General features: G+C 68.2%; 24 protein-coding genes and 1 tRNA gene. 9 read left to right on the plus strand and 16 right to left on the minus strand.

Annotation, left to right across the window (positions count from 1 at the left end; genetic code table 11):
* Window positions 1–5: 5 nt before the first annotated feature.
* Genes zwf through pgl form a run of 3 tightly spaced genes read left to right on the plus strand, consistent with a single transcriptional unit; the run spans window position 6 to window position 3273 of the window.
* Window positions 6–1556: a glucose-6-phosphate dehydrogenase gene (zwf, locus tag BN2660_RS15220; protein WP_091234205.1), complete on the plus strand. Its 1551-nt coding sequence runs from the start codon at window positions 6–8 to the stop codon at window positions 1554–1556.
* On the plus strand, window positions 1553–2488 hold the full coding sequence (locus tag BN2660_RS15225; protein ID WP_091234208.1) for a glucose-6-phosphate dehydrogenase assembly protein OpcA: 936 nt from the start codon (window positions 1553–1555) through the stop codon (window positions 2486–2488). Before zwf ends, BN2660_RS15225 begins: the two co-directional genes overlap by 4 nt.
* Window positions 2485–3273, plus strand: a complete 789-nt coding sequence (gene pgl, locus BN2660_RS15230) for a 6-phosphogluconolactonase (RefSeq protein ID WP_091234210.1) — start codon at window positions 2485–2487, stop codon at window positions 3271–3273. The genes BN2660_RS15225 and pgl overlap by 4 nt, the downstream gene beginning before the upstream one ends.
* A 6-nt stretch (window positions 3274–3279) precedes the next feature.
* On the opposite strand, the gene BN2660_RS15235 is transcribed toward pgl, so the two are convergent.
* The gene (locus tag BN2660_RS15235; RefSeq protein ID WP_091234213.1) at window positions 3280–4266 is read right to left on the minus strand and encodes a DMT family transporter; all 987 of its coding nucleotides are present in this window, start codon (window positions 4264–4266) and stop codon (window positions 3280–3282) included.
* Between the two features lie 61 nt (window positions 4267–4327).
* On the opposite strand from BN2660_RS15235, the gene def reads away from it, so the two are divergent.
* Complete coding sequence (gene def, locus BN2660_RS15240) at window positions 4328–4894, plus strand: peptide deformylase (RefSeq protein WP_091234216.1); 567 nt, start codon at window positions 4328–4330, stop codon at window positions 4892–4894.
* A gap of 117 nt (window positions 4895–5011) precedes the next feature.
* The gene (locus tag BN2660_RS15245; protein ID WP_091234219.1) at window positions 5012–5527 is read left to right on the plus strand and encodes a septum formation family protein; all 516 of its coding nucleotides are present in this window, start codon (window positions 5012–5014) and stop codon (window positions 5525–5527) included.
* A gap of 181 nt (window positions 5528–5708) precedes the next feature.
* On the opposite strand, the gene BN2660_RS15250 is transcribed toward BN2660_RS15245, so the two are convergent.
* The 5 genes from BN2660_RS15250 to dusB form a co-directional block, all read right to left on the minus strand.
* Window positions 5709–5784: transfer RNA gene (locus tag BN2660_RS15250), tRNA-Asn, on the minus strand.
* 97 nt (window positions 5785–5881) lie between these two features.
* A complete protein-coding gene (locus BN2660_RS15255; RefSeq protein ID WP_091234222.1) occupies window positions 5882–6655 on the minus strand; it encodes an ATP-binding cassette domain-containing protein in 774 nt (257 codons plus the stop codon).
* 36 nt (window positions 6656–6691) lie between these two features.
* Window positions 6692–8560, minus strand: coding sequence for a DNA primase (dnaG, locus tag BN2660_RS15260; protein WP_091234225.1), 1869 nt, complete (start codon window positions 8558–8560; stop codon window positions 6692–6694).
* Window positions 8560–9954, minus strand: a complete 1395-nt coding sequence (locus BN2660_RS15265) for a deoxyguanosinetriphosphate triphosphohydrolase (protein WP_091234230.1) — start codon at window positions 9952–9954, stop codon at window positions 8560–8562. The genes dnaG and BN2660_RS15265 overlap by 1 nt, the downstream gene beginning before the upstream one ends.
* On the minus strand, window positions 9944–11098 hold the full coding sequence (gene dusB / locus BN2660_RS15270; RefSeq protein WP_091234232.1) for a tRNA dihydrouridine synthase DusB: 1155 nt from the start codon (window positions 11096–11098) through the stop codon (window positions 9944–9946). The genes BN2660_RS15265 and dusB overlap by 11 nt, the downstream gene beginning before the upstream one ends.
* Window positions 11099–11157: 59 nt before the next feature.
* Here dusB and BN2660_RS15275 point away from each other — a divergent pair, with 59 nt between their 5' ends.
* Complete coding sequence (locus tag BN2660_RS15275; RefSeq protein ID WP_091234235.1) at window positions 11158–11652, plus strand: glutathione peroxidase; 495 nt, start codon at window positions 11158–11160, stop codon at window positions 11650–11652.
* Here BN2660_RS15275 and BN2660_RS15280 read toward each other — a convergent pair.
* Window positions 11649–12335, minus strand: coding sequence for a DsbA family oxidoreductase (locus BN2660_RS15280; protein WP_091234238.1), 687 nt, complete (start codon window positions 12333–12335; stop codon window positions 11649–11651). The two genes, BN2660_RS15275 and BN2660_RS15280, sit on opposite strands and share 4 nt — an antisense overlap.
* Before the next feature lie 53 nt (window positions 12336–12388).
* Here BN2660_RS15280 and BN2660_RS15285 point away from each other — a divergent pair, with 53 nt between their 5' ends.
* Window positions 12389–13000 carry a P-loop NTPase family protein gene (locus tag BN2660_RS15285; protein WP_091234242.1) on the plus strand — a complete coding sequence of 204 codons (612 nt, stop codon included), beginning with the start codon at window positions 12389–12391 and terminating at the stop codon, window positions 12998–13000.
* On the opposite strand, the gene BN2660_RS15290 is transcribed toward BN2660_RS15285, so the two are convergent.
* Both BN2660_RS15290 and recO read right to left on the minus strand, forming a co-directional pair.
* Window positions 12940–13743, minus strand: a complete 804-nt coding sequence (locus tag BN2660_RS15290; protein ID WP_091234245.1) for an isoprenyl transferase — start codon at window positions 13741–13743, stop codon at window positions 12940–12942. The two genes, BN2660_RS15285 and BN2660_RS15290, sit on opposite strands and share 61 nt — an antisense overlap.
* On the minus strand, window positions 13740–14486 hold the full coding sequence (gene recO / locus BN2660_RS15295; protein ID WP_091234248.1) for a DNA repair protein RecO: 747 nt from the start codon (window positions 14484–14486) through the stop codon (window positions 13740–13742). Before recO ends, BN2660_RS15290 begins: the two co-directional genes overlap by 4 nt.
* 34 nt (window positions 14487–14520) lie before the next feature.
* Here recO and BN2660_RS15300 point away from each other — a divergent pair, with 34 nt between their 5' ends.
* Window positions 14521–15207 carry a trimeric intracellular cation channel family protein gene (locus BN2660_RS15300; protein ID WP_091234250.1) on the plus strand — a complete coding sequence of 229 codons (687 nt, stop codon included), beginning with the start codon at window positions 14521–14523 and terminating at the stop codon, window positions 15205–15207.
* 200 nt (window positions 15208–15407) lie between these two features.
* Here BN2660_RS15300 and leuA read toward each other — a convergent pair whose 3' ends face one another.
* Entirely contained in the window at window positions 15408–17162 is a 1755-nt protein-coding gene (gene leuA, locus BN2660_RS15305) for a 2-isopropylmalate synthase (protein ID WP_091234253.1), read from the minus strand.
* Window positions 17163–17359: 197 nt separating this feature from the next.
* Here leuA and BN2660_RS15310 point away from each other — a divergent pair, with 197 nt between their 5' ends.
* Window positions 17360–17998, plus strand: a complete 639-nt coding sequence (locus BN2660_RS15310; protein WP_141651312.1) for a hypothetical protein — start codon at window positions 17360–17362, stop codon at window positions 17996–17998.
* Between the two features lie 42 nt (window positions 17999–18040).
* On the opposite strand, the gene era is transcribed toward BN2660_RS15310, so the two are convergent.
* Genes era through BN2660_RS15340 form a run of 6 tightly spaced genes read right to left on the minus strand, consistent with a single transcriptional unit; the run spans window position 18041 to window position 22870 of the window.
* Window positions 18041–18937, minus strand: a complete 897-nt coding sequence (gene era / locus BN2660_RS15315; RefSeq protein WP_369690559.1) for a GTPase Era — start codon at window positions 18935–18937, stop codon at window positions 18041–18043.
* Window positions 18930–20225 carry a hemolysin family protein gene (locus BN2660_RS15320; protein ID WP_091234260.1) on the minus strand — a complete coding sequence of 432 codons (1296 nt, stop codon included), beginning with the start codon at window positions 20223–20225 and terminating at the stop codon, window positions 18930–18932. Before BN2660_RS15320 ends, era begins: the two co-directional genes overlap by 8 nt.
* Window positions 20222–20680, minus strand: a complete 459-nt coding sequence (gene ybeY, locus BN2660_RS15325; protein ID WP_091234263.1) for an rRNA maturation RNase YbeY — start codon at window positions 20678–20680, stop codon at window positions 20222–20224. Before ybeY ends, BN2660_RS15320 begins: the two co-directional genes overlap by 4 nt.
* Window positions 20677–21702 (minus strand): PhoH family protein, encoded by a 1026-nt coding sequence (locus BN2660_RS15330; protein ID WP_255305226.1) that lies wholly within the window; start codon window positions 21700–21702, stop codon window positions 20677–20679. Before BN2660_RS15330 ends, ybeY begins: the two co-directional genes overlap by 4 nt.
* Window positions 21703–21748: 46 nt before the next feature.
* On the minus strand, window positions 21749–22096 hold the full coding sequence (locus tag BN2660_RS15335) for an HIT domain-containing protein (protein WP_091234267.1): 348 nt from the start codon (window positions 22094–22096) through the stop codon (window positions 21749–21751).
* 45 nt (window positions 22097–22141) lie between these two features.
* Window positions 22142–22870: a 16S rRNA (uracil(1498)-N(3))-methyltransferase gene (locus BN2660_RS15340; RefSeq protein ID WP_091234271.1), complete on the minus strand. Its 729-nt coding sequence runs from the start codon at window positions 22868–22870 to the stop codon at window positions 22142–22144.
* Window positions 22871–22876: the final 6 nt, after the last annotated feature.

A 22876-nucleotide genomic window follows, 5' to 3' on the forward strand; every position in this document is an offset into this window, starting at 1 on the left:
CACCGATGTCTGTTCCCATCTCGCGCGGGCACAACCCGCTGCGTGACCCCGATGATCGCCGTCTCAACCGGATCGCGGGGCCCAGCGCTCTCGTGATCTTCGGCGTGACCGGCGACCTGTCACGCAAGAAGCTCATGCCCGCCGTCTACGACCTCGCCAACCGCGGTCTCCTGCCGCCCGGCTTCGCGCTCGTCGGCTTCGCCCGCCGCGACTGGGAGGATCAGGACTTCGCTCAGGTCGTCTACGACGCGGTCAAGCAGCACGCTCGCACCCCGTTCCGCGAGGAGACCTGGGCGCAGCTGCTGCAGGGCATCCGCTTCGTGTCCGGCGAGTTCGACAATCCCGAGTCGTTCCGCAAGCTGCGCGAGACCGTCGACCAGCTGGACGTCGAGCGCGGCACGATGGGGAACCACGCGTTCTACCTGTCGATCCCGCCGAAGTCGTTCGCCGTCGTCGCGCAGCAGCTCAAGGACTCCGGCCTCGTCGGCGACGACGACGATGACGACGACTGCTGGCGTCGCGTCGTCATCGAGAAGCCGTTCGGCCACGATCTCGAGTCGGCTCGTGAGCTGAACGCCGCTCTCGAGGTCGCGTTCTCCGCCGACTCGATCTTCCGCATCGACCACTACCTCGGCAAGGAGACGGTGCAGAACATCCTGGCGCTGCGCTTCGCCAACGAGCTGTACGAGCCGATCTGGAACCGCAACTACGTCGACCACGTGCAGATCACGATGGCCGAGGACATCGGCGTCGGCGGTCGCGCCGGGTACTACGACGGTGTCGGCGCCGCGCGCGACGTCATCCAGAACCACCTTCTGCAGCTCCTCGCCCTCACCGCCATGGAGGAGCCGATCAGTCTCTCCGCCGAGCATCTGCGCGCGGAGAAGGAGAAGGTCCTCGCCGCGGTGCACGTCCCCGACGATCTCTCCCTCGCCACCGCACGCGGACAGTACGCCGGCGGCTGGCAGGGTGGCGAGCAGGTCACGGGCTTCCTCGACGAGGAGGGCATGAACCCCGAGTCGGCGACCGAGACCTACGCGGCCATCAAGCTCGAGATCGACACCCGCCGGTGGGCGGGCGTGCCGTTCTACCTTCGTACCGGCAAGCGTCTCGGCCGTCGCGTGACAGAGGTCGCCGTCGTCTTCAAGAAGGCGCCTGAGCACCTCTTCGGTCGCTCCAACACCTCGGAGCTCGGACAGAACGCCCTGGTGATCCGTGTGCAGCCCGACGAGGGCGTGACGATCCGCTTCGGCTCGAAGGTCCCGGGAAACGGCACCAACGTCCGCGACGTCACGATGGACTTCGGCTACGGCCATGCGTTCACCGAGGCGAGCCCCGAGGCCTACGAGCGTCTCATCCTCGACGTCCTGCTGGGCGACCCGCCGCTGTTCCCGCGGCACGAGGAGGTCGAGCTCTCCTGGAAGATCCTCGACCCGGTGGAGAAGTACTGGGCGGCCGTCGGCGGCCCGGTCGATCAGTATGCCCCCGGCTCATGGGGTCCGGCATCCGCCGACGACCTCCTTGCCCGCGACGGACGAGTCTGGAGACGACCGTGATCATCGACCTTCCCGACACGACCGTCAGCCAGGTCGCGAAGCAGCTCGTCAAGGTGCGCGAAGAGGGCGGCGCGGTCGCCCTCGGGCGCGTGCTCACCCTCGTGATCTCGGCCCGCAACGGCGTCGCCGAGGCCGCCATCGATGCGGCCAACGACGCCTCACGAGAGCACCCGATGCGCGTGATCGTCCTCACCACGGGTGACGGCGACTCACGACTCGACGCACAGATCCGCGTGGGCGGCGACGCCGGAGCGAGCGAGGTCGTGGTGCTGCGCGCCTTCGGCGAGGCGGCGAGCAACGAGGAGAGCCTCATCACGGGTCTGCTCCTGCCCGACGCCCCCGTCGTCGCGTGGTGGCCCGAAGATGCCCCGGTCTCCCCCGCCGCGTCACCGCTCGGCAAGATCGCGCAGCGGCGGATCACGGATGCCGCGACCTCCACCGACGTGCGCGACCGCCTCGCCCTGCTGGGCGAGACCCACGCCCCGGGAGACACCGATCTCGCCTGGACGCGTCTGACGCACTGGCGCGAGCAGCTCGCCGCGGTGCTCGACCAGCCGCCGTTCGAGGAGGTCACGGGCGTCGAGGTGCGCGGGGCCTCCGCCTCTCCCTCGACCGCCCTTCTCGCCGCCTGGCTGCAGATGGCGCTCGACGTCGAGGTGACCTGGTCCTACGAGAACCCGGAGGAGTGGCACGAGGGCATCAAGTCCGTGCGGCTCACCCGCGCGTCCGGCGACATCCTGCTCGAACGCCCCGAGCCGGGCGTCGCGGTGCTCACCCAGCCCGATCAGCCCGATCATGACCTGCACCTTCCCCGTCGCACTCTGCGCGAATGCCTCGCCGAGGAGCTGCGTCGCCTCGACCCCGACGTCCTGTACGGTCGAGTGATCACCGAGGGCTGGGAGAAGCTGGGTCCGCCCGAGACAGGAGAATGATGTCGATGCAGACAGCGCCCGCAGAGAAGCGGGTCGTGGTCGAGACCACCCCGAGCGAACTCGCCGCGAGGGTGGCGGACAGGTTCCTGACCCGGCTTCGCGCGCGCACGCGCAACGGCCGTATCGCTCACATCGCTCTCACCGGCGGATCCATGGGTGGGGCGGTCCTGCGAGCGACCCGCGACGACCCGCGTTCCGCCGGCATCGACTGGTCTCTCGTGCACTTCTGGTGGGGCGACGAGCGGTTCGTCGCCCGTGACGACGCAGATCGCAACGCTCTGCAGTCGCGGGAGGCGCTCCTCGATCACATCCCCGTGCCCGCGGAGAACATCCACGAGGTCGCAGCCTCCGACGACGGTCTGACCCTCGACGACGCCGCGGCGGCGTACGCGGCGGAGCTCGCGCGGTTCGGCACGGACGAGCATCCGTGGCCGTCGTTCGCGGTGTGCTTCCTCGGCGTCGGGCCCGACGGGCACATCGCGTCGCTGTTCCCCGATCGCCCCGAGGTGACTGTCACGGATGCCGCGGCTCTGCCGGTGCGGGACTCGCCGAAGCCCCCGCCCGAGCGGGTCACGCTCACTCGGCCCGTGCTCAACTCGTCGAAGCGGGTCTGGCTCGTGCTGACGGGCGCCGACAAGGCCTCTGCGCTCGGTCTCGCTCTGGCGGGCGCCAGCTACTCGAGTGTTCCGGCCGCCGGCGCGAAGGGCCGCAAGCGCACGGTGTTCTTCGTCGACGAGGCAGCGGCGTCCGAGGTCTCACCCGACCTCATCGATCCCGCCTACTGACCCCAGTCAGCTCTGCGGCTCGTCTGCCGCGGTGCCGTCGCTCCCGCGGGTGATGCCGAGGTCTTGGCTGTCGCTGAGCACCTGCGGGTGGTATCTCGCGAGGCCGACCACTCCCCACACGGCGATGGCGCCGGCGATCCCGAAGATCACGAACACCCACGGCGGCGCAGCGGCGGCCTCGCCGAGAACGACCATGCCGATGAGAACGGCGATGAGCGGGTCGACGACGGTGAGCCCGGCGATCACGAGGTCAGGCGGGCCGGAGCTGTAGGCGGTCTGCACGAAGTAGGCGCCCACCGCCGCGGCGGCGATGAGCGCGACCACGCAGACGATCGTGATCCAGTCGAAGTTCCCCGCCTGGACGCGCTTGATGACGACCTTGGCGAGGGTTGCGACGAAGCCGTAGAGGATGCCCGCGCCCACGATGTAGAAGAGCGCCCGCATGCGGTGACGGAGGATCAGCCAGCATGCGCCGAGGATGATGATCACGACGAGCAGGATCGCCAGGATCGTGAAGAGCTCGGTGTCGGTGACGTCCTTCTCGGTCGCGAAGATGGCAGCGAAGAAGACGAAGAGGAAGATGCCGCCCACGCAGCACACGATGGCGGTGATCGACTGCCTGGTCGGGGCATGCCCGGAGATACGAGCGTTCAGCAGCGTCGTGATGACCAGCGCGATCGCGCCGAGCGGCTGCACGACGATCAGCGGCGCCACCGTCAGAGCCGCGAGCTGACACACGATCGCGAGGGCCAGCATGAGGGTCCCGACGAGCCAGGACGGCCGCGTCAGGAGACCGCGGACCTGCACCATCGAGAGACCGGACGCACCATCCGCGCCACTCAGGCGCTCCATCTTCTCGACGCCGCGGTGCTGATACTGGGCGCCGAGCGACATGAAGACCGCACCGGCCAGCGCCAGCGGGATGCCGAGGAGCAGTCCCGGGTTCTGGAACGCGCCCACCAGCTGGTCGGTGACGTCTTCCGCCCCAGCCATCCATACGGAGATGCTCACCCTTCGACCCTACCCGGCGATATGCGCCGAGTAGGGTTATGGCGTGGCTGTTCTTCCTATTCGCATCATGGGGGACCCCGTCCTCCACTCCCCCGCATCCGTCGTCGAGGAGATCACCGACGACATCCGCACACTCGTCGCCGACATGTTCGAGACGATGGACACTGCGCCCGGGGTAGGCCTCGCCGCCCCGCAGGTGGGCGTGCCTCTGCGCCTGTACACGTACGCCTACGTCGATGACGACGACCGGCCGTGGCGAGGTGTGATCATCAATCCCGAGCTCTGGATGGTTCCCCTCGAACCCGGCGAGCCCGACGAGGACCTCGAATCCGAGGGATGCCTGTCCTTCCCGGGCGAGCGGTTCGCGCTCCGTCGCTCCGAGCGCGTGCGGGTGACCGGCATCGACCTCGACGGCTCACCCGTCGAGATCGCCGTCGACGGATGGCGCGCGCGCATCATGCAGCACGAGTTCGACCACCTGGACGGCATCCTCTACATCGACCGCCTGTCCGACAGCGACTGGAAGACGGTGCAGAAGATCTCGCGGAAGCGCGGGTGGGGCAGGCCCGGTGCGAGCTGGATGCCGGGCATCGACGACCTCGAGGGCTGACGTCCTCCCAGCCCAGTCACAGTCTTCTCGGAGTTGCATCACAGACTCCGCCCCCGATAGCGTTCTAAGGCGGGCCTTACTATGCCCGCGCACCAAGAGGCTCTGGGAGGGGACATCATGATGAAACTGCGCACGCGACGCGCACTGGCGCTGGCAGGTTCTGCTGTGGCGCTGTCGGTCGCACTGACGGGCTGCAGCGCGCTCAACGGCATTCTGGGCGGCGGTTCGGGAGACGCCGACCGCGACGAGGACACGGGTCAGGTCACCGAGAGCTCGAACATCGACATCTTCTCGCTGAAGCTCGGCGACTGCAAGATGGCCAGCGCGACGGGGCTCATCGAGGACGCGGACGTCGTGCCGTGCGATCAGCCGCACGACGAAGAGGTCTACTACGAGATCACGATGGACGACGGCGAGTTCTCGGAGGAGAACATCGACGCTGCCTCGCAGGAGTGCATCGGTGACGCCTACACGAACTTCGTCGGCGTCGCGTTCGACGCCTCGGTGCTCGAGGTCTACCCGATCACCCCGACCCAGCAGACCTGGGACGAACTGAACGACCGCATCGTCCAGTGCGTCATCTCCGACCCGGCCGGACCGACCACCGGCTCGCTGAAGGGCGCAGCTCGCTGATCCGACGCGACTCTCGAAGGGGCTCCGCCATCCGGCGGGGCCTTTTCTGTATCGGCCCACCGTACGACGCGTCCGCACACCGCAGATCGAGACGACACCTCGCTCGGTCTGGCCCCTGCTGCGACGGGAAACGGGAGAAGGCGTCACACTCTCATCGAAACGAGAACGTGACGCCTTCTATTGGCTCCCCGGCTTGGACTCGAACCAAGAACCTGCCGGTTAACAGCCGGCTGCTCTGCCAATTGAGCTACCGAGGAATGTGCTCCGCTGTGCGGGCAACTCGTCAATCTTAGCAAACTCCGGACGATGGTCGTGACACCGGCCGCACATCGGGCGTGTCGACGACAGCACCGCTCAGGGCAGTGAATCCGCCTCGGCGTTGGGCACCCAGAGAAGGTCCTTGCCGACTCCGCGAGCGACCACATGGCCCCCTCGGAGCATCAGCGTCTCCGCGTTCAGCTCGCGGATGAAGTCGGCGTCGTTCGTCACGAGCAGCGCCCCCATCCCCTCTTCTTTGCGGCGCCTGGTGATCGCGTCGAAGACGACGGGACGAACCTCGAGATCCAGGTTCGCGAGGATCTCGTCGGCGATGAGCACGCGAGGCTCGAGGACGAACGACCGTGCGATCGCCACGCGCTGTCGCATACCGGCGCTCAGCTCGTAAGGGAACTTCGCCGCCGTGCCCAGCGGGAGGTGCAGCTCGTCGAGCAAGGTCGCCACGCGGATGGAGAGCGCCTTCGTGTTGACCCGCTTCTCGCGGATGAGGATCGGCTCCGCGATCACCTCGTTCACCGTCAGCTGAGGCGGGAGATCGGCGCCGGCGCCCTGCGGCACGAAACCCGTGCGGTAGGTGAGCAGACGGTGCTTGCGTCCCGGACGCCGCACGTCGACACCGCAGACCTGGGCGCTGCCCCCGACGACGCGCACGGATGGATCGGTGGATCCCGCCAGCGCGGCCACGAGCGTCGACTTCCCCGAGCCCGTCGGCCCGGCGACGCAGATCAGGCCGCCGGGAGCAAGCGTGAAGCTGACACCGTCGATCGCGCGAGTGGGCCCGCTGTGCCCGACGCGGTCGATCACCAAGTCGGAGCAGTCGATCGCATGGGGAGATTCGGGCCGGGAGGACATGATCCCATCCTGCCTTCTCGCGCTCTGCGGCCCCTGTTACGACTCGGTGAACCGCTGACGCTCGACGTCGATGTCGCGCAGCCGCATGCGCAGCGCCCGACCGCCGTCCGAGTCCGCGGGAACCCGCTGCACGGCACCGAGGAGCTCCTGCTTCTCATGCTCGAGGCTGCGGAGGATGAGGCGCCGCGCCAGGTCGGTCGCCGAGGCGCGCGCGCCCTCTTCGTTGCGCGCCGGGAACGGTGTCATCAGCAGCTCGCCCGCGAGCGAGCGGTACGGCTCGCGCACGGAGTTGACGGCATCCGTCACCCATCCGGCGCGCGTGCGATCAGGGGCGGATGCCACGGCCTCACGCACCGCGTCGAGACCCGGCGTCCGGAACGGCGCGGCCAGAGCCCGAGTCAACAGCGCCTGGTCGATCTGGTGGCCGTACTGCAGAGCGCCCATGAGCGCGTCGCGCTCCACCGCGACGTCCGCCGTCCTCGGCAGGCTCGAGAGGGTGACGGGAGCGACTCCGGGTGCGCCGGGCGACGACGCCGACTGCCCTGAATCGTGGCGGGGCTGCTCCTGTCGTCCAGAACCCGCCCCACCTCGCGCGGAGCGCTCCACCTCGTGGTGCACCTCGGTCGGATCCATGCCCAGCCGTCGCGCGAGCACGCGCTCATACCCGGGTCTCAGCAGCCGGTCCCTGATCTCCGCGACGATCGGCGCCGCCGCACGCAGCGCTCCCACGCGCCCCTCGACCGTCGCGAGGTCGAAGCCGCTGAGCTTGCGATCGATGGCGAACTCGAACATCGGCTGCTTGCTCTCCATGAGCGAGCGCACGGCCGCATCGCCGCGCTGCAGACGGAGGTCGCACGGGTCGAGCCCGTCGGGTGCGACAGCGACGAAGGTCTGCGCGTTGAACCGATCGTCCTCGGTGAAGGCGCGCAGCGCGGCCTTCTGACCTGCCTCGTCGCCGTCGAACGTGAAGACGACCTCACCCGAGGCGTTGTCGTCTCCCATCACTCGGCGCAGCACCTTGATGTGGTCCGTGCCGAACGCGGTTCCACACGTGGCGATCGCCGTCGTGAGACCGGCGAGGTGGCACGCCATGACGTCGGTGTACCCCTCGACCACCACGACGCGCCGGGGGTCGCCACGGGCGATGTCGCGCTTCGCGAGATCGAGCCCGTAGAGCACCTGCGCCTTCTTGTAGATCGGCGTCTCGGGGGTGTTGAGGTACTTCGGGCCCTGGTCGTCATCGAACAGCTTGCGGGCGCCGAACCCGATCGTCTGACCCGACACATCGCGGATCGGCCAGACGAGACGACCGCGGAACCGGTCGTACACGCCTCGCTGCCCCGTCGACACGAGACCCGCGGCGCTCAGCTCGTCGCGAGTGAACCCCTGCGCGGTGAGAGCCTTCAGCATCCCGTCCCAGCCGCGCGGGGCGAAGCCCACGCCGAAGTGCGCCGCGGCCCCCGCGTCGAAGCCCCGCTCCCCGAGGAAGCGGCGGCCGGCCTCGGCATCCGCGGTGAGCAGCTGCGCCCGGAAGAACTCCGCGGCGGCGGTGTTGGCCGCGTACAGACGGCTGCGTCCACTCGTCTCCGGGGCCGCTCCGCCGTCTTCGTAGTGCAGCGCGTAGCCGATCTTGCCCGCGAGCCGCTCCACCGCCTCGGTGAAGCTGACGTGGTCCATTTCCCGCAGGAACGAGTAGACGTCGCCCGACTCCCCGCAGCCGAAGCAGTGGTAATAGCCCACCTGCGGACGCACGTGGAAGCTCGGGCTCTTCTCGTCGTGGAATGGGCACAGACCCTTGAGAGACCCGACCCCGGCGGATTTGAGAGCGACGCGTTCACCGACGATGTCGGCGATGTTCGTGCGCGCCTTCACCTCGTCGACGTCGGCCTGACGGATGCGGGGCATCAGCCCGCCCCTTCACTGACCGCCTGACGTGGGGTGTGCATCCGCGCACCCGGCCGTGCGTGCCGCGGCGTCCAGATCCCGACCTCGGCCGGGTCGATCTCGCCCACGAGCCTGTTGTGCCAGTCGATCGCGCTCTGATCGGTGAGGCTCGCGATCTGATCCACCACCACTCGGGCTCGCTGCGCGTCGGACGACGCCGCCAGGAAGTCCGCCGAGAACGCCGGCTCGAGCACGTCGACGCCCGCCGACCACAGGGCGTCGGTCGACCACAGGGCGTCCGCCAGCCTGGTCAGCACCCGACGCTGCTCCTTGTACACGCCCTTGCGGGCATCGATGGTGACGATCGCCTGACCCATGATGCCCTTCAGCACGGCGATCTCGGCCTCCACGACCCGGGGCACGACGACGTGCGCGTTGTACCGGACGAGCGCCGGACCCGCATACGCCGCGCGCGTGGCAGACACCGCGGCCCGGGCGAAACGGCCGATGAAATCGCTCGTCAGGTTCTTCAGACGTGCGAGATCCCGACGGGAACGGTCGAACGACTGCAACCACATCGGCTGCGACGCGAGACGATACAGCGCATCCGCGAGCTCGTCGCGGGTGAAGTCGTACCCCACCCACTGCTGGATGCGGTCGATCAGGGAGTCGTGCGCGGCCGCGTCCGACAGCTGCGCGACATCGACGTAGCCGTTGAGGATCGCGTCCTCGAAGTCGTGCACGGAATAGCCGATGTCGTCGGAGAGGTCCATGATCTCGGCCTCGATGCAGCGCAGACGCCCCGGCGCTCCTTCGCGCATCCAGCGGAACACCGCTTCGTCCTCGGGGTACACGCCGAACTTGAGTCGGCCGCCCGGGTCGGGAACGGGACTGTCGACCGTCCACGGGTACTTGCAGGTCGCGTCCAGGCTCGCCCTCGTGAGGTTGAGCCCCACGGACTGGCCGTCGTCGTCGATCGCCTTCGCCTCGAGCCTCGTGAGGATGCGCAGCGACTGGGCGTTGCCCTCGAACCCGCCGATGTCCCCCGCCCACTCGTTCAGCGCCCGTTCGCCGTTGTGGCCGAACGGAGGGTGGCCGAGGTCGTGACTCAGGCACGCCGTGTCCACCACGTCGGCCGAGACGCCGAGTGCCGTCGCGAGCTCCCGCCCGACCTGAGCGACCTCGAGCGAATGGGTCAGCCGGTTGCGGGCGAAGTCGGCAGTGCTGGCGGGACTCAGCACCTGCGTCTTGGCGGCCAGCCTCCGGAGGGCTGCGGAGTGCAGCACGCGCGCACGGTCGCGGGCGAAGTCGTCGCGCTCGGATCGGTGGGTCTCGGCGAAGAAGCGCTCCGCGTCGCGCGGATCGTATCCGTCCGCGCGAGGGTTCCCGGAGGTTGTCGAAGGGTCAGCCGCCACTGTTCTCGATCTCCGCCCCTCGCATCATCTCGGATGCGGTCGCCGCGAGCTCTCGCGACTCCAGCCACTTGTCCGGCAGCGCCGGGCGCTTCGGGCGACCGGAGCGACCGCGCTGGCCCTCGGCATCCGCGCCCGGGTACGGCGCCGTGTGGTCGAGGCGTCCGAGGAGGTCGTCGATCTCGGCGAGGCTGGATGCGGTGGCGAGACCCGTGCGGATGTCGCCGCCGACCGGGTAGCCCTTGAAGTACCAGGCGACGTGCTTGCGGACGTCGCGGCACCCTCGATCCTCGTCCTCGAAGAACTCGACGAGAAGCTCGGCGTGCCGGCGGAAGGCGTCGGCGACGAAGCCGAGAGTCGCATCGACCGGGTGCGATTCCGCGCCGAAGGCAGCGGCCAGCTCGCCGAACAGCCACGGCCGGCCGAGGCATCCGCGCCCGACGACGACACCGTCGCAGTCGGTCTGCTCCATCATCCGCACGGCGTCGTCCGCCGACCAGATGTCGCCGTTGCCGAGGACGGGGATGCTCGTGACGGCCTGCTTCAGCTCGCCGATCGCGTTCCAGTCGGCGAATCCCGAGTAGAACTCGCTCGCGGTGCGCGCATGCAGGGCGACGGCCGCCACGCCCGCGTCCTCCGCGGCGCGACCGGCGTCGAGGAAGGTGAGGTGGTCGGGATCGATCCCTTTTCGCATCTTCACTGTGAGCGGGATGTCGCCTGCCGCCTTCACCGCCTGCGTGACGATGTCGGCGAACAGCGAGCTCTTCCACGGCAGGGCCGCTCCCCCGCCCTTGCGGGTGACCTTGGGCACGGGGCAGCCGAAGTTGAGGTCGATGTGATCGGCGTGGTCCTCGGCGACGATGATCCGCACGGCCTCGGCGATCGTCTTCGGATCGACGCCGTAGAGCTGGATGGAACGGGGCGTCTCGGACTCGTGGTGGCGGATCAGCCGCATGGTCGTCTCGTTGCGCTCGACCAGCGCGCGCGAGGTGATCATCTCGCTCACGTAGAGCCCGGCGCCGTACTCGCGGCAGAGGCGTCGGAACGCCGTGTTGGTGATACCCGCCATGGGTGCGAGGACGACCGGCACGTCGAGGGCGATCGGACCGATGCGGAGGGTGCGCGGTGAGGCTGTGGCGAGAGTCATGACACCTCCATTCTCCCAGACACGGAGCCGCTCGCGGCGCATCGACCTAAGCTGTGAACATGACCGATGCTGCAGTCCGTTCCATCCCCTTCACCGACGCCGCCGGCAACGAGAAGACCCTCGACGATCTCGGCGCGGATGTGGTCATGGTGGTGAACGTCGCATCCAAGTGCGGTCTCACTCCGCAGTACGAGCAGCTCGAGGAGCTGCAGCGTCTGTACGGCGATCGAGGCTTCAGCGTCGTCGGCTTCCCCTGCAACCAGTTCTTCGGGCAGGAACCCGGCTCGGTCGACCAGATCCTGGAGTTCTGCTCGACCACGTACGGCGTCACCTTCCCCATCAACGACAAGGTGAAGGTCAACGGCCGGAACGCCACCGAGCTGTACAAGACCCTGAGGCAGACCGCGGATGCCGACGGGAAGGCCGGCCGCGTCGAGTGGAACTTCGAGAAGTTCCTCGTGCTGCCGGACGGCGAGGTCGTCCGCTTCCGCCCGAAGCAGAAGCCGAACGACCCCGAGATCGTCGAGGCGATCGAAGCGGCACTGACCCGCTAGACCGCGGCGGTCTCCGACTCGGTCTCGCCGCGCTGAGACCACAGGTCGCGGAGCACGTTCTCGAAGGCTGCCGGCGGCTGTGCGCCGCTGATGCCGTACTGCCCGTCGATCACGAAGAACGGGACGCCCTGAATGCCGTAGGCCTGCGCCTGCGCCTGGTCCTGGCGGACGTCCGCGAGGTGCCGGGAGGAGATGAGAGCGTCGCGCACGTCGTCGGCGTTCAGCCCCACCTCGGTGGCGAGCTCGACGAGGTCGTCGATGCGCCCGACGTGCTTGCCTTCGGTGAAGTACGCCGACATGAGACGCTCCTCCATCTCGTGCTGACGGCCCTGCGACTTGGCGAAGTGCAGCAGCTCGTGCGCCTTCACGGTGTTGGTGTGCTGCAGCAGGTCGAATCGATACTCGAGTCCGGCGCCTTCGGCGACTCCCGTCACGTGCGACAGCATCTGCTCGACCTGCTCGCGCGGCATCCCCTTGTGCCCGGCGAGGAAGTCGATCTCGTCGCCGTCGAAATCGACGGGGGTGTCGGGCGACAGTTCGAAAGAGTGGAACGTGATGTTCACCTGGGGTGCGTCGTCGTCGCCGGAGACGGCGTCGAGTCCCTTCTCGAGATTGCGCTTGCCGATGTAGCACCAGGGGCAGGCGATGTCGGACCAGATGTCGATCGAGATGGGTTCAGTCACACTCACATCCAACCGCATGCACCTGTGCGCTATTCCGTCGTTAGGATTCTCAGATGCTCTCCGCCGCAGATCCGCTGCCTTCCGGGCCTGAGCGAGTGCTCATCGCGGGAGTGACCGGGTCCGGCAAGACCACACTCGCACGGCGAGTGGCTGAACTCTGGGGTCTCAGGCACGTCGAGATCGACGCGTTGTTCCACGGCGAGAACTGGACCCCTCGTCCCGCGTTCCTCGACGATGTGCGTGCCTTCGCTGCGGAGGATCGTTGGGTCACCGAATGGCAGTACACCAGCAAGGGCACCGACGAGATCCTCGCTCCGCGCGCGCAGCTCGTGATCTGGCTCGACTATCCATACCGAGTGGTTCGCTTCCGGCTGCTTCGGCGCACCCTCGGCCGCAGCATCCTTCGCACCCGCATCTACAACGACAACGTGGAGAAGCCGATCTGGAAGATGTTCTCCGGCGATCCGGAGGAGAACATCCTCGTGTGGCAGACAGAGACCCTGCACAAGTGGTCGGAGCGGATGCCAGGTGTCGCGAGCGAGCACCCGCATCTCGCCGTCGTGCGCCTGCGCCACCCCCGCGAGACCGAGAGGTGGCTGCGGACTCAGGCGGAGGCGTCCGGGGTGTCGACCGCCCCGCCGAAGCGGCGATCCCGCGACAGGTAGACGCCGATCGCACGCCAGAGCTCCTCTCGCGAGAAGTCGGGCCACAGTGTGTCGAGGAACACCATCTCCGCATACGCGGCCTGCCACAGCAGGAAGTTCGAGGTGCGCTGCTCCCCCGAACTCCGAAGGAACAGGTCGACGTCCGGCATGTCCGGCACGTAGAGGTTGCGGCGGATCATCTTCTCGCTGATCGCGTTCGGCTTGACCCTGCCGGCCGCGACGTCCGCGGCGATCGCCCGCATGGCATCGACGAGCTCGACGCGCCCGCCGTAGTTCACGCACATCGTGAGGGTGAGCACGTCGTTGCCGCGGGTGAGCTGCTCGGCGTACTGCAGCTCCTTGATGACGCTTCCCCAGAGCCGTGGTTTGCGTCCGGCCCACCGCACGCGCACGCCCCACTCGTTGAGCTGGTCCCGGCGCCGATGCAGCACATCGCGGTTGTATCCCATGAGGAAGCGGACCTCCTCGGGAGATCGCGCCCAGTTCTCGGTCGAGAACGCGTAGACCGAGAGGTGCTTCACGCCGGCCTGGATCGCGCCGGCCACGACGTCGAGCAGCACCTCCTCACCCGCCTTGTGCCCCTCGATGCGGTTGAGACCGCGGCGGTTGGCCCAGCGTCCGTTGCCGTCCATGACGATGGCGACATGCTCCGGCACTGCGGGGAACGCCGGCGGATACACGCCCGTCCAGTCCAGCGGGCGGTATGCCACGGCATCCTTGTGCGTGTAGGGCTTCGGGCTCACCGTGCTCCTTCTCGAGGGTCGTCGGGCACGAGGTGCGCGAGCGAGCGGATGCCGCGCTCCAGGTGCCACTGCGCGTAGGCGGCCACCAGGCCGGATGCTGCGGCGGTGTCGGCGTGAGGGGCGGCGTCGATCACGTCCCACTCCCCTGCCATGAGCGAGCGCAGCAGTGACAGGGTCTTCTCAGCCACGCGCGGACTGCCCGCCGGAGCGCAGTCGCTGCAGACGGCGCCACCGAGCTGCCCGACGAAGTGCACGTGCGGGCCGGGGGCTGCGCATCGGGCGCAGTCACCGAGCGAGGGAGCCCAGCCCGACAGCGCCATGACGCGCAGCAGGTAGGAGTCCAGGATGCTGCGCGGGGAATGCTCGCCGCGTGAGAGCGCCCGCAGTCCGCCGACGAGCAGCAGGTACTGCTCCGGCGTGGCTTCGGAATCGCTCAGCCGGTCCGCAGTCTCCACCATGGCGTTCGCCGACGTGAATCGGTCGTAGTGAGCGGCGATGTCCGTGCCGTAGGCGCCGAGCGACTCCGCCTGCTGGACGATGTCTAGGGAGCGTCCCTGATAGAGCTGCACGTCGGCGACCATGAAGGGCTCGAGTCGGGACCCGAACTTCGAGGACGTCCGCCGCACTCCCTTGGCGACCGCGCGGATCTTGCCGTGCCGCCGAGACAGCATCGTGACGATGCGATCCGCCTCACCCAGTTTGTGGGTGCGCAGGATCACTGCTTCGTCTCGGTAGGTGGGCACACCTCGATTATCCTCCGTGCGAGACAATGGACGGGTGACCGAACCGCTCTTCATCATTCCGTTCTGGGCGGACCTGCTCGGCGTCGGGCTCGGTGGAGTCCAAGGGGCGCTCTTCGCCTCGGGATTCCAAGGGCAGCGCAGGCTCGACTGGCTGGGAGTCGCGATCATCGGGATCATGATCGGCATGGGCGGCGGCCTGATCCGCGACATCCTGCTCGGCCAGACGCCGGCCACGCTGCAGAACCAGTGGTACCTGGTCACGGCAGGCGGCGCAGCGCTGCTCGGCATGCTGCTCGCGGGGCTCTTCACCCGCCTCAACACCGTGATCGTCGTGCTCGACGCCGTCGTCATCGGCATGTTCGGCGCGTTCGGCACGAGCAAGGCGCTCGCCTTCGGCATCCCCGAGGTGCCTGCCGTCTTCATCGGCGTGTGCGCGGCCGTCGGAGGCAGCGTGCTCCGCGACATGCTGATGGGACTCCCGACCGCGATCATGCACGTCGGCTCGCTGTACGCAGTGGCTGCGGGAGCGGGATGCACGTTCATCGTGATCGCCGTGGCCCTGGGCATGCCGATCACGATCGCGGCGGTCGCCGGCATCGCGGTGACGACCGTCATCCGCATCCTCGCCGTCACCTTCGACGTCTCGCTCCCCGAGCAGCGCCGGATCTACCGCCGCAAGGTGGCGGCCGAGACGGGCGTGATCCCCATCATCAAGCCCTGACCCGGGCCGTCGAGCCCGCGCGCGTGCTCGCCCATTCACCTGGCACCTGCGCGCGCGCACACCGATTCAGCTGACACCCATCGCCGCTGTCGGCGCAGCATACCGACACCGGGCGCCATATCGACGAGGCGCCCGCGCGCAGAGATGACACCTGCTGTCGGAATCGCCGGCGCGATCCGACAGCAGGTGCCATCCGAGACTCAGACCGCGGCCAGCTCCTGCTGACGCGTGCGGATCGAGCGGTTCACTCCCGAGACGATCGCCTTGAGCGATGCCGTCGAGATGTCGCCGTCGATGCCGACGCCCCACAGTCGCTGATCGCCGACCTGCAGCTCGACGTAGGCGGCGGCCTGAGCGTCGCCCCCCGAGCTGAGCGCATGCTCGACGTAGTCGTACACCGTGATGTCGAAGCCCTGACCGCGCAGCACCTCGACGAACGCGGCCACCGGTCCGTTGCCGTTGCCGGCGACCGCGAGCTGCTGCTCGTCGTCGCGGAGCACGACGTCGAGCACGACGTCGCCCGACATGTCGCTGCGGGTCTGAGTGGCGAGCAGCTCGAAGCGACCCCACTTGGCCGCCGTGTCCTCTGCGGGCAGGTACTCGTCGTGGAAGATCGACCAGATCTGCTCGCTCGTGACCTCGCCGCCCTCCGCGTCGGTCTTCGCCTGCACGACGCCCGAGAACTCGATCTGCAGCTTGCGGGGCAGGTCGATCGCGTGGTCGGCCTTCAGCAGATACGCGACACCGCCCTTGCCCGACTGCGAGTTGACGCGGATGACCGCTTCGTACGAACGACCCAGGTCCTTCGGGTCGACCGGCAGGTAGGGCACGGCCCATTCGATCTCGTCGACGGTGACGCCCTCGGCATCGGCGCGGGCGGCCATCGCCTCGAAGCCCTTCTTGATGGCGTCCTGATGCGAGCCGCTGAACGCGGTGAAGACGAGGTCGCCGGCCCAGGGGCTGCGCTCGGGCACCGGCAGCTGGTTGCAGTACTCGACCGTGCGCTTGACCTGATCGATGTCGCTGAAGTCGATCTGCGGGTCGATGCCCTGTGTGAACAGGTTGATGCCCAGTGCGACGATGTCGACGTTGCCTGTGCGCTCGCCGTTGCCGAACAGGCATCCCTCGATGCGGTCGGCGCCGGCCATGTACCCGAGCTCGGCCGCAGCGATCGCCGTGCCGCGGTCGTTGTGCGGGTGCAGCGAGAGGATGACGTTCTCGCGGTGTGCGAGGTGGCGGCTCATCCACTCGATCGAGTCGGCGTACACGTTGGGCGTCGCCATCTCGACCGTCGCCGGCAGGTTGATGATGACCTTGCGGTCGGGCGTCGGCTCGAACACCTCGATGACCTGGTTGCAGACGTCGACGGCGAACTCGAGCTCGGTGCCCGTGTAGCTCTCGGGCGAGTACTCGTAGTAGACCTTCGTGCCGGGGATCGTCTTCTCGTACTGACGGCACAGGCGCGCGCCTTCGAGCGCGATGTCGATGATGCCCTGCTTGTCGGTGCGGAACACGACCTCGCGCTGCAGCACGCTGGTGGAGTTGTACAGGTGCACGATCGCCTGCTTCGCGCCGGCGATCGATTCGTAGGTGCGGGCGATCAGGTGCTCCCGCGCCTGCGTGAGGACCTGGATCGTGACGTCGTCCGGGATGACGTTCTCTTCGATCAGCTGGCGGACGAAATCGAAGTCCGTCTGGCTCGCCGACGGGAATCCGACCTCGATCTCCTTGTAGCCCATGCTCACGAGGAGCTCGAACATGACTCGCTTGCGCTCCGGCGACATCGGGTCGATGAGCGCCTGATTGCCGTCGCGCAGGTCGACGGCGCACCAGCGTGGAGCCTCGGTGATGCGGGCGTCCGGCCAGGTGCGGTCAGGCAGGTGGACGGAGATCTGCTCGTGATACGGCCGGTACTTGTGGATCGGCATCGCGGACGGGCGCTGAGTGTTCTGCATGATGGGGCTTCTTCTCTTCGTCAGGAGTGTGAACGGACCAACACAAGCGCCGCGACGAGGAAGGCCCTGGCTTTAGGACTCGTCGCGGCAGCTAAGAAGAAGCAGACCGCCGAATGGCATGCGGCCATGCTAGCAGTGTTGCCGACTCCCGGTGAGTCCCGCGCGAGACGATCGGAGCAGCGCTGACACTCTGAGACATGAGCCGATCGCGCAGTCGTTTGCATCTCGCCGCCGCATCCGTGTTCGGAGTGCTGGGCCTCGCCGCCTGCTCCGGTGGCGCCGGCTCCTCCCCCGCACCGACCAGCTCGGGTTCCGTCACGTGGGACGCCGCGAGCGTCGCACCGCCGGAGGGGCGGGTCATCGGGGCCGGCACCGTCCTCGACGGGGCGGGCGACGCCGAGCTGTGTCTCGGTCCGATCGCCGAGTCGTATCCGCCTCAGTGCGCGGGCATTCCGGTCGACGGCTGGACCTGGGACGGCGTCGACGGGAGCGAGACCGGCGGAGACACCACCTGGGGAAGCTATGCGGTGTACGGCACGTACGACGGCGAGCGGTACACGATCACCGACCCCCCGATCCTGCTCGCGCTCTACGACCCGATCCGCCCTGACGACCCTGCCGGTGGAGTCGACGGCACGAGCTCGGACACCGCGCTCGCCGCGGCCCAGGAGGAGCTCTCGGAATCCCTCGGCCGCGATGCCCTCACGCTCTGGGTCGAGCGCGGGTATGTCTGGGTGCAGGTCGTCTGGGACGACGGATCACTGCAGGATGCCGTCGACGCGACCTACGGCGACGGAGTCGTCATCGTCACGTCGGCGCTTCGCGAGATCGATTAGGAGCCCGACAGCGGCCGATCGGCGCCAGCGCACCATGGCACCTCAGAAGCCGAGACGTCCGAGCTGCTTCGGGTCCCGCTGCCATTCCTTCGCGACCTTGACGTGGAGTCCGAGGAAGACGCGCGTACCGAGGAGGTCTTCGATGCCGACGCGGGCCCGACGACCGACATCGGCCAGCCGCTTGCCCTTGTGGCCGATGATGATGGCCTTCTGGCTGTCGCGCTCCACGACGATCGACGCGTGCACGTCGGTCAGGTCCGTGCCCTCGCGAGGAGCGATGTCGTCGATCACGACGGCGATCGAGTGCGGAAGCTCGTCGCGCACGCCGTCGAGCGCAGCCTCGCGGATCATCTCCGCGATGCGATCCTCCTCCGACTCGTCGGTCGTGACGCCCTCTCCGTACAGCGCCGGCCCCTCGGGCATCAGCAGAAGCACCTCGTCGGCGAGCACCTCGAGCTGGTCGCGGGTGAGGGCGGAGATCGGGATCACGGCGTCCCAGTCCTCGCGGAGCGCGTCGACCTCCATGAGCCGCTCGGTGATCTCATCGCGGCCTGCCGCGTCCGTCTTGGTGACGATAGCGATCTTCTTCGCACGCGGGTAGCCGTCGAGCGATGCCGCGATCCGACGGTCGCCGGGGCCGACCTTCTCGGTCGCCGGAACGCAGAAGCCGATGACGTCGACGTCGCCGAGCACCTGCTCGACGAGGTCGTTCAGGCGCTCGCCCAGAAGCGTCCGCGGCTTGTGGATGCCGGGGGTGTCGACGATGACGAGCTGCCCCTCCGGTCGATTGACGATCCCTCGGATCGCTCGACGGGTGGTCTGCGGCTTCTCGCTGGTGATGGCGATCTTCTCGCCCACGAGGGCGTTCGTCAGAGTGGACTTCCCGACGTTCGGACGCCCCACGAAGGTCACGAATCCGCTTCGCGTCTGCTCAGTCATCGTTTCCGTCTCTCTCATCTGCGGCCGTCTCCGCGTCGTATGCCGCACGTTCCACGAAGACCGTGGCGATCCCGCGTCCTCGACCTCTCGAGGCCCCGCCGGTGAGCGTCAGCCCCTCGACGGTCACGGTCGACCCCGGCTGCGGGACCTGGCCGAGCGACTTGCCCAGCAGTCCGCCGATGGAGTCGACGTCCTCATCCTCGAGTTCGAGGCCGAACAGATCACCGACGTCCTCGAGGGACAATCGGGCGCTCACGCGGTAGCGTCCCTCGCCGAGATCGACGACCTCTGCCAGTACCTGATCGTACTCGTCGGAGATCTCGCCGACGAGCTCCTCGATCAGGTCCTCGAGGGTCACGAGTCCCGAGATGCCTCCGTGCTCGTCGATCACGAGACAGACGTGGACGGCATCCCGCTTCATCTGCTGCAGCAGGGTCTCCGCGCGCATCGACTCGGGGACGAAGGTCGCCGGGCGCGAGATCGGGCGGATGGATGCGGCTCGCCACGCGCTCTCGTCGCGGAACGCGAACTGCACGAGATCCTTCAGGTACAGGACTCCGACGACGTCGTCAGCGTCGTCGTCGACCACCGGCATGCGCGAGACGCCGCGCTGCAGGAACAGCGACATCGCCTCACTCGTCGTCGCGGTCGCGTCTACCGTCACCATCTCGGTGCGGGGCACCATGACGGCCCGGACGAACTGGTCGGTGAAATCGAAGACCGAGTGGATGAGGTCGCGGTCGTCCTCTTCGATGAGATCGTGGGAGGCCGCCTCGTCGACCATGCTGAGCAGCTGGTCCTCGCTCGTGAAGGAGCTGCGTCCGGTGCCCGGCGTCACCCGGTTGCTGAGGACGACGAGTCCCTGCGCGACAGGACCGAGGATGATGCGGAGTCCCCGCACGATCGACGCGCTGCCGCGGATCATCCCCTCGGCGTGGTGTCGACCGAACGAGCGCGGACTCGCACCGACGAGCACGAATGTGATCCCTGTCATGAGCACGGCCGCCGCGAGCATGGCCAGCCAGTTGTTCTCGATCAGGATCGTGAAGGCCACCGTCACGAGCACCGCGGCCGTGACCTCGGCGAGGACGCGGATGAAGGCGACGGCGTTGACGTGGGCGTCGAGGTCGTCGGCGATGCGCTGCAGCGCCTTGGCCCGTCGACCCTCGGTGGCCATCTCGGCGAGATTCGCACGGGAGGCGACACCGTACGCGGCGTCTATCGCGGCCATGAGACCACCGAATGCCACGAGCAGCACCGCGGCGACGAGCAGGAGGAGAGCGGTCATCGGCGACGTTCAGCGGCGGCGAAGCCCTGGATGAGCTCCTTCTGCAGGCCGAACATCTCGCGCTCCTCGTCCGGCTCGGCGTGATCGAAGCCGAGCAGGTGCAGCAGTCCGTGCGTGGTGAGCAGGATCAGCTCGTCCATCAGCGTGTGGTTCGCCGCCTGCGCCTGCGCCTCGGCGACCTGCGGGCAGAGCACGATGTCCCCGAGGAGGCCGGGCGCCGTCGGGCGGTCCTCCGTGCCGGGGCGCAGCTCGTCCATCGGAAAGCTGAGGACGTCGGTGGGTCCGGGCTCGTCCATCCACTGCACGTGCAGAGCCTCCATGGCGCCCTCGTCCACGAGGACGATCGCGACCTCGGCATCGGGGCTCACATGCAGCTGAGCGAGGTTGAAGTCCGTGAGGCGCTGCAGCACCGTCTCGTCGACGTCGATCGCCGACTCGTTGTTGATCTCGATCATGAGAGTCCTCGTTTCGGCATCCGGTCGCGGGGTCCGGGTCGTTGAGCCCCGCGACGCTCGGCGCGGTTGGCGAACCCGGCCGCCTGCTCGCGCTCGAAGCGCTGCGCGGTGCGGCGTTCGTCGTATTCGCTGTACGCGTCGACGATGCGGCCGACGAGCGAGTGCCGCACGACGTCGTCGCTCGTGAGCCGGGAGAAGTGGATGTCCTCGATCCCGTCGAGCACACGCGTCACCAGGCGGAGACCGGATGCGCCCTGCGGGAGGTCGACCTGGGTGATGTCGCCCGTGACGACCATGCGCGTGCCGAACCCGAGGCGGGTGAGGAACATCTTCATCTGCTCGGGCGTGGTGTTCTGCGCCTCGTCGAGCACGACGAACGAATCGTTCAGCGTCCGGCCGCGCATGTACGCGAGCGGGGCGACCTCGATGGTGCCCGTCGCCATCAGACGCGGGACGATCTCAGGATCCATCATCTCGTTCAGCGCATCGTAGAGAGGCCGCAGGTAGGGGTCGATCTTGTCGGTGAGCGTTCCGGGGAGGAACCCGAGCCGCTCGCCCGCCTCGACAGCGGGACGCGTCAGGATGATGCGGGTGACCTCCTTGCGCTGCAGCGCCTGGACGGCCTTCGCCATCGCGAGATAGGTCTTGCCGGTTCCGGCCGGCCCGATGCCGAAGACGATCGTGTTCTCCTCGATCGCGTCGACGTACTCCTTCTGGCCGAGGGTCTTCGGGCGGATCACCTTGCCGCGAGTCGACAGGATGGCCTCGCCGAGCACCTCGCTCGGACGGGGTCCTCCGTCGTTGCGCAACATGCGCGCGGAGTTCGAGACGTCGCTCGGCGCCAGGTCGTGACCGGCGCGAGTCATCGTCAGGAGCTCGTCGACGAGGCTCTTCGCCTCGGCGACGGCATCCTGCGTGCCGGTGAGGGTGATCTCGTTGCCGCGAACGAGCACCTGCACGTCGCGGTGCTCCTTCTCGAGCATCCGGAGGAGTCGATCCTGGGGACCGAGCAGTTGCACCATGGCGACACCGTCGGCATAGATGCGTTCGGTGACGGTGTCTTGATCGTCAGAAGCCAACGAGCTTGTTCTCCTCGATGTTGCCGAGCACATGAGCGTGCACGTGGAAGACGGACTGAGCGGCGCTCGCGCCGTTGTTGAAGATGAGGCGATACTCCCCATTCGCGTGCTCCTCGGCCAGCTGCCTGGCGGCCGCCACCATCTCGGCGAGGAGACCCGGGTCGCCGGCCGCGAGCTCCGTGACGTCGCGATAGTCCTCCGTCTTGGGGATCACGAGGGCGTGCAGCGGAGCCTGCGGGTCGATGTCGCGGATCGCGAACACCCGGTCGGTGTCCAGGAGGATCTCACCCGGGATGTCGCCGTTGAGGATGCGCGTGAAGATCGAGGGGTCGGACATTCTCTCAGTCTACCGATCGCCGCGACGCCCGGCCCAGGGGCCTTGTCACCAGCGCCCGAGCGCCACCGAGAGGACGGCGATCGCGGCGGGTCCGGCTGTCGACGTGCGCAGCACGGTATCGCCGAGCAGCACGCGCTCGGCGCCCGCATCCGTGAGCTTCGCGAGCTCCTCCGGCGAGATGCCGCCCTCGGGCCCGACCACGAGCACGAGATCGCGACCGTCGGAGGCCACCTCGGAGAGCCGGGTCGACGCGGTCGGATCGAGCAGCAGCATCCGCTGGTGCGAAGCCCGTGCGGCGAGTTCGCCCGTGGAGACGGGCGGTGCCACCTGTGGCACCCACGCGCGATGGGCCTGCTTCGCGGCCTCTCGTACGATGCTCGCCCACCGCTCGCGCCCCTTGACCGCCTTGGACCCCTCCCAGCGGGAGACGCTTCGGCTCGCCTGCCACGGGACGATCTCGTCGACGCCCAGCTCGCACGCGGCCTGCACCGCGAGCTCGTCCCGATCGCCCTTCGCAAGCGCCTGGACCAGGACGACGCGAGGAGTCGGCGCGGACTCCACCGCGCGGTCGGAGATACGGACGTCGACGCGAGTCGGCGACACTTCCTCCGCCGCCCCGGTGAGCCAGACCCCTGCTCCGTCGCCCACGGTCACCGCCTCTCCGACTCGGAGCCGCCTGACGACGGCCGCGTGCTTCGCCTCGGGCCCGGTGAGGGAGACGATGTCGCCGACGTCGGCAGCGGACGACGATTCGACGAGGAAGTGAAGAGCCACAGCGCG

The sequence above is a fragment of the Microbacterium sp. 3J1 genome, assembly GCF_001049495.1.
In the GTDB taxonomy this organism is placed as follows: Bacteria; Actinomycetota; Actinomycetes; order Actinomycetales; family Microbacteriaceae; genus Microbacterium.